General features: G+C 34.4%; 10 protein-coding genes. 5 read left to right on the forward strand and 5 right to left on the reverse strand.

Translation table 11 applies throughout. The features are described 5' to 3' along the window. The first annotated feature begins 80 nt into the window (after positions 1-80). The 5 genes from secDF (KMW28_RS15215) to KMW28_RS15235 all read left to right on the forward strand — a co-directional run bounded on the left by secDF (KMW28_RS15215) (position 81) and on the right by KMW28_RS15235 (position 8,164). Entirely contained in the window at positions 81-2,999 is a 2,919-nt protein-coding gene (gene secDF, locus KMW28_RS15215) for a protein translocase subunit SecDF (protein WP_169662585.1), read from the forward strand. A gap of 272 nt (positions 3,000-3,271) precedes the next feature. Continuing rightward, on the forward strand, positions 3,272-3,613 hold the full coding sequence (locus KMW28_RS15220; protein ID WP_169662586.1) for a hypothetical protein: 342 nt from the start codon (positions 3,272-3,274) through the stop codon (positions 3,611-3,613). A gap of 138 nt (positions 3,614-3,751) precedes the next feature. Next, positions 3,752-6,724 carry a protein translocase subunit SecDF gene (gene secDF, locus KMW28_RS15225; RefSeq protein ID WP_169662587.1) on the forward strand — a complete coding sequence of 991 codons (2,973 nt, stop codon included), beginning with the start codon at positions 3,752-3,754 and terminating at the stop codon, positions 6,722-6,724. 223 nt (positions 6,725-6,947) lie between these two features. Next, complete coding sequence (locus KMW28_RS15230) at positions 6,948-7,358, forward strand: hypothetical protein (protein ID WP_066205095.1); 411 nt, start codon at positions 6,948-6,950, stop codon at positions 7,356-7,358. A 146-nt stretch (positions 7,359-7,504) separates the two neighbouring features. Further along, positions 7,505-8,164 carry a hypothetical protein gene (locus KMW28_RS15235; protein ID WP_169662588.1) on the forward strand — a complete coding sequence of 220 codons (660 nt, stop codon included), beginning with the start codon at positions 7,505-7,507 and terminating at the stop codon, positions 8,162-8,164. A gap of 88 nt (positions 8,165-8,252) precedes the next feature. On the opposite strand, the gene KMW28_RS15240 is transcribed toward KMW28_RS15235, so the two are convergent. From KMW28_RS15240 to KMW28_RS15260, 5 genes are all read right to left on the reverse strand, one after another. Continuing rightward, entirely contained in the window at positions 8,253-9,365 is a 1,113-nt protein-coding gene (locus tag KMW28_RS15240) for a DEAD/DEAH box helicase (protein ID WP_066205089.1), read from the reverse strand. 130 nt (positions 9,366-9,495) lie between these two features. Further along, complete coding sequence (locus KMW28_RS15245) at positions 9,496-9,966, reverse strand: hypothetical protein (protein WP_169662589.1); 471 nt, start codon at positions 9,964-9,966, stop codon at positions 9,496-9,498. Positions 9,967-10,182: 216 nt separating this feature from the next. Next, positions 10,183-11,049, reverse strand: a complete 867-nt coding sequence (locus KMW28_RS15250) for a YncE family protein (protein WP_169662590.1) — start codon at positions 11,047-11,049, stop codon at positions 10,183-10,185. 125 nt (positions 11,050-11,174) lie between these two features. Next, positions 11,175-11,984 carry a helix-turn-helix transcriptional regulator gene (locus KMW28_RS15255; protein WP_169662591.1) on the reverse strand — a complete coding sequence of 270 codons (810 nt, stop codon included), beginning with the start codon at positions 11,982-11,984 and terminating at the stop codon, positions 11,175-11,177. Between the two features lies 1 nt (position 11,985). Further along, on the reverse strand, positions 11,986-12,687 hold the full coding sequence (locus KMW28_RS15260; protein ID WP_169662592.1) for a helix-turn-helix domain-containing protein: 702 nt from the start codon (positions 12,685-12,687) through the stop codon (positions 11,986-11,988). Positions 12,688-13,078: the final 391 nt, after the last annotated feature.

Genomic DNA, 13,078 nt, shown 5'->3' on the forward strand with positions numbered 1-13,078 from the left:
AATCAATCATTAATACTTAGGACTTAACCCTTTTATCAAAAAAAGGGAGGGGAAACCTATGTCCAAAAATTGACCTAAATATGAGAAATAGAGGTTTTATAATGTTCATTGCAACATTAGTTACACTACTTAGTATATATAACTTATCCTTCACTTGGATGTCCAATCGTGTGCAATCAAAAGCTGAGACACACGCTACAAATCAAAATGGAATAGTCGATTATCAGAAAAAACAAGCCTACTTAGATTCTGTTTGGAAAGAGCCTGTGGTGGATTTAGGTTTTGTAGACTACACCTATGAGGAGATAAAAAATAAAGAGTTAACCAAAGGTTTGGACTTGCAAGGTGGTATGCATGTTACATTGGAGGTATCTCAAAAAGAAATTATCGAAGCTTTAGCCTCGAACAATATCAATGATGCTTTTGAGAACGCTTTATCTCAAGCTGACCGATTGACGAAGGAAAACAGAAAGTCATTTTCTCAGAATTTCTTCCAATCGTTAACCGATCAAGATGATATTTTACTAGCAAGTTACTTTGCGAATTCGACCAATAAGGATAAGATCACGTTAGCTTCAAATAATAGTGCAGTTATTAATTATGTAAATCAAGAAATTGATGGAGCTGTTGAGAGTGCTTTCGAAATTATAAGAACACGTATTGATAAGTTTGGTGTAACTCAGCCGAATATTCAGCGTATTAAGGGAACGAATAAAATCACTATGGAACTTCCAGGTGTAAACAACCCGGAACGTGTTCGTAACCTTGTGCAAGGAATGGCTAAGTTGGAGTTTGTGGAAGTTTGGGATCTGAATGACGCCTTTCCACACTTGCAAAAGATAGAAAATGAATGGGTCAAACATCAAAAAGTGACCAATAAGAAAGTAATAAGTGAGCACCCTGAAAAACAATTATTTATAGATGAAGTGGAACCTATCACTCAAAATGAGGAAAATGAAAGACCTTCATCAGCATTAATGAAAACGCTTTCTCCTTACAGTCTAATTTATGCCCTATCCGATACTGCTGATGTCAATAAATTATTAAATGATAAAAACTTAATGTCTATCATTCCTTCCAACATGAAGTTTGCTTGGGGACATAAATCCTTTAATAAAGTGGAGGGAGTAGAGTGTATTGAACTATTTATCATCAAAAAGGGACACGAAGCCAAAATTACCGGTGACTATATAGCGGATGCGGAACAAACGTACAATCAGAATAATCAGGCGGTAGTTTCTATGGTGATGAATAATGAGGGTACAAAGAAATGGAAAAAGATGACCTCAGAAAATTATGGAAATCGTGTGGCTATTGTTTTAGACAATGAAGTGTACACTGCCCCAACTGTACAAGCGGTGATTGATGGAGGTCGTTCTGAAATTTCGGGTGATTTTGATGTGGAGGAAGCGAAAGACTTGGCCAATGTCTTAAAAGCCGGTAAGCTTCCTGCCCCAACTCACATTATAGAAGAAGTAGTGGTTGGCCCTTCTTTAGGTGATATTGCACAGGCAGACGGTATACAATCTGTTGTGATTGGCTTATCGCTTGTTTTATTATTTATGACACTTTACTACGCCAAAGGTGGTTGGATTGCCAATGCTGCCTTAGCTCTGAACATCTTATTAATATTTGGTATTCTTGCCGAATTAGGCGCGGTGCTCACTTTGCCGGGTATTGCAGGAATTGTGCTTACCATTGGTATGTCGATTGATGCCAATGTATTAATCTTCGAAAGAATTAGAGAAGAGCAAAAGAAAGGAAGCTCATTTCTAGAATCCATATCTAAGGGTTATAACAGTGCCTTCCGTACCATTTTGGACGCCAATGTAACTACATTATTTACAGGTTTCTTCCTATACACTTTTGGTATTGGACCAATTAAAGGATTTGCTGTCACGTTAATCATAGGCATTATCTGTTCGTTCTTTACTGCCGTATTCGTTACCCGATTGATCATCACTTACTTTATTAAAAAGAAAGGACAACAGTTACAATTAAATTTTGAAACGAAATTGTCACGTCTATTCTTTAATCGAGTAAACTTCGATGTCTTAAAGAAGAGAAAGATGGCCTACTTCATTTCTTCAATAGTGATTATAGCGGGATTATCATCTTTAGCTATCAAAGGTTTAAATAAAGGAGTCGACTTTACAGGTGGGCGTACCTATGTAGTAAGTTTTAATGATAAAGTAATTCCTTCTGCATTAGAATCCTCATTATCCGACTTTGTTGATGGTAAATCTTTAGAAGTGAAAACATATGGTGATGATAAAACATTAAAAATTACAACATCTTACCTTATTGAAGATGAAACCACCGAAAGTGATGACCAAGTGAAAAAAGCCATTATTGATGGTGTCGAGAGTTTTACTGGACAAAAATATGCTGATGAGGAAGACCCGACTTCTGACACCTTTGTTATTCCTTCTCAATCCAAAGTTGGGGCAAGTATGGCGGATGACATCAGTATCTCAGCACAAAAAGGTGTCCTATTCTCATTAGTCAGCATATTCATGTACATATGGTTGAGGTTTAGAAATGCCAGTTTTGGTATTGGAGCCGTTGCCGCCTTAATTCACGATACGCTTATTGTTTTCAGTATTTTCGGAATTGCGAACCTCCTTGGTTTTGGTTTTGAGATGGACCAAGTATTTATTGCTGCGGTACTTACAGTTATCGGTTATTCGATAAACGATACAGTGGTCGTCTTCGATAGGATAAGAGAAGAGGATTCTAAAAAACAAAAGAACAATTCTTACTATAACAGAATCAATACGGCTATTAATGGGACTTTGAATAGAACAATCATTACCTCAATCACCACACTAATGGTCGTATTGGTTTTATTGATCTTTGGTGGTGATGCTTTGAGGACTTTTGCCTTTACCCTTTGTGTGGGTGTCTTGGCAGGGACTTATTCTTCAATATTTATTGCCGCTCCCATAGTATTTGATATCTCTAAAAAGAAAATTAAAAAAGCATTAGCAACGGCTTAGAGTAATTGATATACTCGACATGAACATCAAATAAATATATAGAACAGTAAAGCTTAACGGACTGACCTCTCCGTTAAGCTTACTCTATTTGTTTAATACTCATTTTTTTCAACAAAAAACGTCATTTAGACACATTAAAATGACGTTTTTACAATTTCATATCAGAAAAACACAACCTAAATTGTGTTTTCTGTAAAATGATATTACTTTTGCGTTGAAATAGTATTATGCAAAAAGAGCACAACATATCGTTCAAGTTTTTTCCATTCGTAATGGCATTCCTTCTACTCCTTACTCTAGGAGCAGAATCGACATATGCTATTTACAATGATGTAAATACGACTGTTGATGTTTCGGATGCACATCAGAAAGATACCGAACAAGGAAAAACGTCTATCAAGATCCTAAAAGATCAGCAAGACGCCATCCCTCATTCTACTTATAAAATTGAGTGGAACAATGCTTTCGTAAAAACTATTCATTCAGCAAACGATTTTAAATTAGAGGTAACATCTACTACAGAAACTCCTCTAGTTACCAACGATTCAAGAGCTTCACTTTCTGTGGAGACTGCCTGTGTAATGACTCATTATGCAGCTCCAAATGCTCCCTAGAGCAAAATCCCCCTATTTTATCATTTTCGAACACAATTCATTTAGACTTGCGGCTTTTTGTACCGTTTGAGTCTTCGTGTTACTATATATTTTATATTCAACAATCGACTATTCAATAGTTAATTTTTTACTTATATTATGAATAACAGAGGTTTTATACTGTTCATTGCTGTTCTAGTAACAGTATTCAGTCTTTTCGACCTTTCTTTCTCATGGGTTTCAAGAAACATCCAATCTCAAGCGGATGAGTATGCCATGGATTCTGAAGGTCATGTAGACTACTTTAAAAAGCAAGCATACATTGATTCTCTATGGAAAACTCCAGTGTATGACTTAGGTTTCAAATCTTACACTTACGAAGAAGTAAAGAACAAAGAATTGGCTTTGGGTCTTGACCTTCAAGGTGGTATGTCAGTTACATTAGAAGTTTCTCCTGTAGAAGTGGTTAAAGCTATGGCAGGTGCTAACGTTGACGACAACTTCTTAGCTGCTTTAGCTGAGGCTGAAACATTAACAAGAGAAAACAGAGAAACATTTACTAATAACTTCTTCACTTCATTAAAAGAGAAGAACGAAAATGTTCCTTTCGCAACTTACTTTGCTTCATCAGCAAACAAAAACAGAATTTCATTCAACTCGCCAGACAAAGCCGTTCAAGACTTAGTAGAAAGCGAAGTGGATGGTGCTGTAGAAAGAGCATTCGAAATTATCCGTACTCGTATTGACAAGTTTGGTGTAACTCAACCAAACATCCAACGTCTTCAAGGTACTAACCGTATCGCAATCGAATTGCCAGGTGTAGACAACCCTCAACGTGTACGTAACCTATTACAAGGTGTTGCAAAGTTAGAATTCTTAGAAGTATGGACTCTTCAAGAAGCTCAACCTTACATCTTCCAATTGAACCAAGAGTGGGTAAAGCAAGAGAAAGCACGTAAAGCTTTAGCTGGTGATGTTGCTGTAACAGAAACAACTGATGCTGCTAAATCTTCTTCTGAGAACTCACTTTTCGAAGGTGATTCTACAGATGTAGCTGCAAATGATTCTACTGCAACTCCTGAGGATGAGTTATACTCTCCTATCATGAAAGGTTTCTCTCCTTACGGTTTAGTATTCGCTGATACTGATACTGCTTCAGTAAACAAAATGCTTCGTGATAAAGAAGTGATGTCAATTGCTCCTTCTAACATGAAATTCTTATGGGGTCACAAACCTTTCCAAACAAACGATCAAGGTGTAGAATTCTATAACCTTTACGTAATCAAGAAAGAGCGTGAGGCGAAATTAACTGGTGAGGTGATCACTGACGCGATCCAGTCGTATGACCAAAAGAACCAACCTGCAGTTTCTATGGTAATGAACGTAGAAGGTGCTAAGAAATGGAAAAAAATGACTGGCCAAAACTTAGGTCGTCAAATCGCTATCGCTCTAGATAACGAAGTATATACTGCTCCAAACGTACAATCAGAAATCGACGGTGGTCGTTCTGAAATCACTGGTAACTTCGACGTTGCTGAGGCGAAAGACTTAGCAAACATCTTGAAAGCTGGTAAACTTCCTGCTCCTACAAAAATTATTGAAGAAGTAGTAGTTGGTCCATCATTAGGTAAAGTTGCTCAATCAGAAGGTATCAACTCTGTATTATTAGGTCTTGGTCTAGTAATCTTGTTCATGGTAATTTACTACTCTAAAGGTGGTTTAATTGCAAACGCTGCATTAGGTTTGAACATCTTCTTCATCTTCGGTATTCTTGCTGAGCTTGGAGCTGCATTGACACTACCTGGTATTGCTGGTATCGTACTTACAATTGGTATGTCGATTGACGCCAACGTACTAATCTTCGAACGTATTCGTGAAGAGCAAAGAAATGGCAAGTCGTTATTGACTGCAATTTCTAACGGTTATGACAGAGCATTCTGGACAATCTTTGATGCCAACTTAACTACATTAGTAACTGGTGGTTTCCTTTACTACTTCGGTTTAGGTCCAATCAAAGGTTTCGCAGTAACATTAATGATCGGTATCGTTTGTTCATTCTTCTCAGCTGTATTTATTTCTCGTTTGATCGTTTCACAAATCGTGAAGAGCAAAGGTGAAAACGCTAAGTTGAACTTCGAAACTGGTTTATCTAAGAAATTAGCTGGTAAAATGAATGTTGACTTTATGGGTAAACGTAAAGTTGCTTACATCTTCTCTGCAGCTATTATCGCTATTGGTCTTGGTTCATTAGCAACTACAGGTCTTAACTTAGGTGTTGACTTCACTGGTGGTCGTACGTATATTGTAAGCTTCGATCAAGCAGTAGTTCCATCTAAATTACAAGGTGCTTTAGTGAAAAATGTAGAAGGTAAGCCGGTTGAAGTGAAAACTTACGGTAACGACAATACATTAAAAATCACTACTGCATACTTAATCGATAACGAATCATCAGAAACTGATGCTAAAGTACAGAGTGCAATTGTTACAGGTATCGAAAGCTTCACAGGCTTGAAATATGCTGACAAGCAAAACCCTTCTGCTACTACATTCGTTATTCCATCAACTTCAAAAGTAGGTGCTTCGATTGCAAATGATATTACAGATGGTGCGGAAGAGGCAGTATTGTTCTCTTTATTAGGTATCTTCTTGTACATCTGGGTACGTTTCCGTCAGTGGAACTTCGGTGCTGGTGCAATCATGGCCTTATTACACGATACATTGGTAGTATTTGGTGCGTTCGGTATTGCTAACCTTTTAGGTGCAGGTTTCGAATTAGACCAAGTATTTATCGCAGCGGTACTTACTGTAATTGGTTATTCAATTAACGATACAGTGGTAGTATTTGACCGTGTTCGTGAAGAGCAAGAAAATGCTACTGTAGGTACTAAAATGATGGACGTAATGAACAAAGCGATCAACGGTACTATGAACCGTACGATCATTACTTCATTCACTACATTGTTAGTAATCTTAGTATTGTTAATTTTCGGTGGTGAGGCATTGAGAGGATTCTCATTCTCATTATTCATCGGTATTATGATCGGTACTTACTCATCGATCTTTATCGCTGCTCCACTTGTATACGATACATCTAAGAAAAGAATCGAAAAAGAAGAAAAAGCTAATGCTTAATCTTTTTGAATGATATATCGAAGGCCTTGTGAGTGATCACAAGGCCTTTTTTCTTAGCTTCGTTTTTTAGTTTTAAGTTCAATAAACAAACTAGTTCTCACTTAACATTATATAAATCAGAGGTTTTAATGTTAAGTTATTTTAGATCTTGTAAATGATTGTTTACATGATTTGTAACCGGACGACTTCTAACGTCTAAGTATACAAACAAACATGTAAACACATGAAAACTCTATTGACATTTATTGCGGCCCTACTACTTTTCTTACCGGATTATGCTAACGATCGTCCGATTAAGAAATATGATGATGCCAATTTAAAAATATACACCCACGCCTCTGCAGCAGGCACTGCAGCTTATATTTTTCAAGACAATGGAAATGTGACCTATGTGCTAGATTACAGAGACGGATCTTATTATGAATATCCAGGTCAGTATTCTATTTCAGACAATCAAATAAAAATTGATTTACAAGCAGGAAAAGGAAAGAATAACATGGGTATAGAAATGAGTCAGCTCATCCCAAAAAGAAAACATATTGAACTTCAGGTGCAATCTGAAGATGTTATTTTTGATGACGAACATTTTAAACATGGTCGCTTCGAATTGTTAGAAAATCAAAAAGCCAAATAGATCAACATTAATTTCACCCCTTGATGAGGATTTGTTTCTTATCTTTGTAAGGTGAGTTTGACGAACTCTTTTTGATAAATGTCTTATTTGATGTTATATCATAGTGTATAAATCAAATAAGATTTCTTTGAAAATATAAGTATAAAATGAAGTTATTAAATACATTAGCTCTTTTAATTTTTTGTCAGTTAGCTGTTACAGCTCAGAACTTCCAATTCGACAAACAAATCAACTTTGAGATTTACGAAAATGGAAAATTAAAAGAATATCCTCAGGCGAGAGCGTTAGTGGGTGCAGAAAATACAATGGGTGCTCGAGTGGTATTAGAAGAAGATGCAGGAGCTCAATACTCTGTTGTTGATTTCAACAAAGGAAAAATTAAAATCCTTATGCGTCAATTTGGTCAAAAAGTAGCCTTAGAGACGGATATCAACACAGACCAATTGGATGTATTAGGCGTTTCTGATGTACCTGTTACTGAAGATAAAAAGATCAAAAAAGAAATTATTGGTATAAAATGTCGTTCATTTAAAGGAACCAAAGATAATAAGACTGTAATTATTCACGTGGGTAATTTTGGTGCTGATTTAAAAGGATACGAATCTTTCACTAAAGCAATTTGTGAAAAAGCTGGTATCGAATTAAAAGACAAAGAAGTTATCTTGGGCGTTGAAATGATTGACAACCAATCTAAAGGTTCTTTCAAAGCCTATGTAAGAGATATCAAAGAAAAATCTTTCAAGATTGACACAAGTAGCTATACTACTTTAGGTTCTTCTGGAAGCTTTGGAATTCCTGGATTTTAATTCATCCAACACACATCACAAAAAAATCCCTTGACAAGAAATTGTCAAGGGATTTTTTATATCTATATATCAATAGAGTATTTGATAATTAATCAAAGATCTGTTCCATTGTAATACCAAAAGCATCTTCGATTTCATCTAGTCTAGACATTTCTTTTTTGCTGACTAAACAAACAGATACTCCTGATTTACCCGCACGAGCCGTTCTACCACTACGGTGAGTGAAGTATTCCATCTTATCCGGTAATTGATAATGGATAACATAAGCTAAGTCGGCAATATCAATACCTCTAGCTGCTAAATCTGTAGCCACAAGAATCTGTAATTTTTTAGATTTAAAAGCACGCATCACTTTATCTCTTTCTTTCTGAGATAAATCGCCATGAATCGCTTCTGCTTTAAACTGCTTTCCATGAAGTTGTTTTGATACTTGCTGAGCATCAGCTTTCGTTCTCGTAAAGATCACCCCTCTTTCATCACCTTGCTGACGGATAAACCAGTTTAGGGTTTCCATCTTTTGCTTTGGCTCCACCATCAAGTATTCGAACTTGATCTTCTTGTTGATCACGTTCATTGGGTTCACTTCAATTCTGAAAGCATCTTTAGCCATATATTTCTTGATGATCTCCTTAATACCTACTGGGAAGGTAGCAGAGAATAACCAAGTGGCTTTCTTATGCGTTGTTAAACGAAGAATTTTATTCAAATCTTCTTTAAATCCCATACTCAACATCTCATCTGCTTCGTCCATCACTACAGTTTTAATGTAAGATAAATCGACAGCATTACGGTTGACCAAATCGATTAATCGACCAGGTGTGGCCACTAGAATTTGTGTAGGGCGTTTTAAATTATTGATTTGAATATCTATAGGAGCTCCTCCATAAACAGCTTCACAGAATACTTTGTGGTAGTATTTTGTAAACTTGAACAACTGTTTCTGAATTTGCTGACCTAACTCTCTTGTTGGTGATAAAATTAAAGCTTGAGGCTGAGGATTTTTAGGATTAACAGCATGAAGTATGGGTAAACCAAAAGCTGCCGTCTTACCTGTTCCCGTCTGAGCCTGACCGATAAAATCGGTGCCCTCTTGCATTAAAAACGGGATTGACTTCGATTGTATAGCCGTTGGTTCTTCAATTCCGTTTTCTGTAAGTGCCTTAACAATAGCACTATGAATTCCTAAATCCTTAAAAGTCATTGTATATCTACTTTTGTACGAACACAAAGGTAGTTGGAAATATTGGTAAAAATAGAAAATGAGTCATATTGTAATGAAACATTTAGAAAGAGCACAAAAAAAGGACTGTGGGGAAGCAGTCCTTTTTTCTTTAGTTTCTGTAAACATTTACCCATTCGATGTATACCACTCTTGGGTTTTCATCAAACATTTCTTTGGGTAATTCTACTTCTGTGTAATCAGAAGGCTTGGCTATTTTCTTCACCAAAATATCTTTATAAGTAGAAATATACTGGTTTTGAGTTCGTCCTGAAGAATAAAAACGTTCAAAAAGATGTGTTTTATCAAGGTCTGTGTATCCTTTAAAACCTTCCAATCTAGTAAAAGGAAGTCTTAAAATAATACGTTCAGGCCAAACACTACCTTGTGGCCGTCTGATCACGCCTTTACCAATGTCTGCTACTTTGGTAAATTCAATAATCTTTTCATCCAATGAATCCGTCATCTCTACCTCATTTACACCTTTGGAAGATTCAAAGTGTAAAGTAGTATCAACTTCTTCATTTTCAGAGCAACTACAGAAAAGTACTACTAAAAATAGAAGTATAAAAGTTCGTCTCATGAAGTGGTTTTCTTATCGTTTTGTACAAAATTCGGAATGTAATGAGATTGGCTTTAATCAAAAAAAACTAAGCAAATCACTTAACGGTTTTAAATTAAATAAAATATTGAAATAATCATATTAAACGATTAAAAAAAGGTGATATACTCAACAAAATCAGTTGAATACATCACCTTTCACTTGAAAAAAGTATTTCAAGAAGTTTATATCAAAATACTAATAACCTAACTTGATAATGTTTAAGTTATTACCATAATCATTAGCAATAGCTAATTCATTTGTTCTTTTTATATACTTCAATCCAGCTGGACCATCAGCTGTAGATTGAATCACTCTTGGTTCTCTACTTAAAGCATCATTTGCTTTAATGATCACATTTTCCTTTTTATCAGCACCAAATGCAGTGATATAATAACTCATAGAACCATTAAATGTAATGTCTTCCAAGTATGGGAATTCTTCAACGGCTAAGGCTAAAGCTACCTTATCTTCTTTGAAGTTATACGTATAAATTCCTCCTCCTTCTTCTAAAGAACTTAAGATAATGATGTCTCTATTTTTCTTACTATAATATAAACCTGTTGGCGATGGAACATCTTTAGTTAAAAGAGTAGCTGATTTCTTTTTAAGATCTACTTCATAAACCGCATTGCCAATATTATCTGATACATACACATGGCTTCCATCTGTTGTCAGAGAATACAGTTCTTTTGCTTCTGGAATTTCTACCTCAAAAAGCATTTCTTCTGATTTAATACTAAATGCCTTTAATTTTTTAGCATCTGCCACATAAAGAACTCCTGAATAGATAAGCACACCTCTTGGATTATCTAAATCTTTGACCGCAAATACGGCACCTCCTCTACGGCCACGCTTAATTACTCCGTTATTTCCTGGTGAACTAATATAAAACAAACCCGATTTTTCATCGAATGCAACATCTTTAGGGGATTGAAGTTTAGCATCAGGATCTGCTGTAATAGTCTTTTTGCTTTTCTTCTTCTTTTTTTCTGTCTTTTCTTGTGCGGAAACATTAAAACACAGACCAAGAGTAAGCAACAAACTGATAATTACTTTGTACATGTTTAGTATATTATTCTATTTATAAACCTTGTACAAATATAGAATAATGTGTTGGAGGAGTAAATCTTTTCGAAAATGTTTGCCTTTATACCCTGTTATTTTTTGTTTATTTAAGTTTCACTAAATTATATAATTCCACGTCGAATACACTCAGAAGCCAATTGAATAATATTTCTCATACCATTCTTTTTTATCATGTTCTTCTTATGACGGTTCACCGTTTCTACAGAGATTTCCAATAAAACGCCCACCTCCTTACTCGAATGCCCATCTGATATATGTTTAAGAATCGTCTTTTCTCTATCAGAAAGGGTTAAATTATCTGTTGCTCCTTCTGTGTTCACAAACTCTTTCACATCCAATATCTGAGTTTCATTCTTCGACAAATTATGAAATGATAATTCATAATGCTGTTCCTTAATGAAATGAGTCACATTGGTTAAAGAGATAAAAAACGATGTTATTTGTCCATTTTTTATAGTGACAGGTATATTTTGCTGCAGGTACGTTTGATGGTGACCTACTTTATTTTCCGTTCTAAATACAAGAGATGAACGATGAATAATCGCTTTGTATTGATAATATAAGTAGAGGTGATAACTAAACAATTTATCGAGAGAATATACATAAAACTCTTTGTCCATATCTATAATTGAATTGGATAAAGTATGCATAAACACATCAAAATCAAGATTCTTTTTCCCAAATAGGTGATCGCCTTGATCGTTTCTAATTAACTTAAAATCTATGTTATCAAAATCAATTATAAAACTTACAGTAGCTCCAGGATATAAAAAATCGATACTTTCATTTTTAATTTGATCATAACGATTTATATCATCTATAGATAAATCAATTTTTTGATTAAAAATTCCTTTGCGGGTAAAGATATCTTCGATTCTATGTTTTAGTATGACTGATTTTTTTTCATTCATTTTAAAATAAATTCATCCTCAAACATAAATTGATAGTCATCATAATATTTTTGGTTTTAGTTTTTTTGACTATATTTTTTTTGTGAGTACTTATGGTATGTGCACTCACATTTAGCCTTTCGGATATATCTGCATTTGACAATCCCTCAGAAACCAAATGTATTATTTCTATCTCTCTGTTTGATAACGTTAAAATAGCATGACATTGTATAAATTCTTCCTTGGAAGTTATGTTGTAATATGAGTTAGAATCATTTACATTAATAAAACTTATTCCATTAGTAATCTGACTGTCATCTCTGTCATCGAACAGTGTATTGTTAAACCTGATGACTGATATTGACTTTTTGTCATTTAAAATAACTTCGGCTTTTGCTAAACACTCATGTTCTGTTCCATCCCCAAAAATGAGTGGATAGGTAAAAAATATTCTAAAATCATCTCTTCTAGAATATTCTTTTTGGATAAAGGTCTCTAATATATTTTTAATCATTAGAATCCCTTTTTCTTGAAATTGTTTTGAGGCGACAAAAAAGCCTTTTTTACCATTTATATTTTCATTTGTATATCCAGTAACTTTAAAAAACGATTGGGAAAAATCAATAAACTCAAATTGTTCACAGCTAAATTCAAAATAAAACTGTTTACCTAATCCTAAATATTTTTCATTGTAGTCACTTAAAATTTGCTCATCTCTTTTCATTATGGGTATCAAAACTTTGAATTGGTATGATAGTAAAATTTGTAAAGAAAGATTCAAAGCAAATATAGAGTTAAAATTTACTTATACACAACTTAAGAGATATAAATAATACAATATTTTTATTGGAATAATACAACAACGAGCACATTTAGTTAGTGTGTTTATATACAACATGCTATATCTCTAGTAATTAACACACAATTTTGATTATAGTTATTCTCATTCTATCAATTTATTCAATCAAAAAAATTGGCTTTAAATGATATTGAATTAAATGATATCAATATAAAGTACTATTCAATTGTTTTTTATCGTTAGTAATTAAAACTACAGAATGATTTATCTACATTATTAATTAAATTATTGGAGATAAATCTACCTATATCTCATA

Source organism: Flammeovirga yaeyamensis, assembly GCF_018736045.1.
GTDB lineage: Bacteria > Bacteroidota > Bacteroidia > Cytophagales > Flammeovirgaceae > Flammeovirga > Flammeovirga yaeyamensis.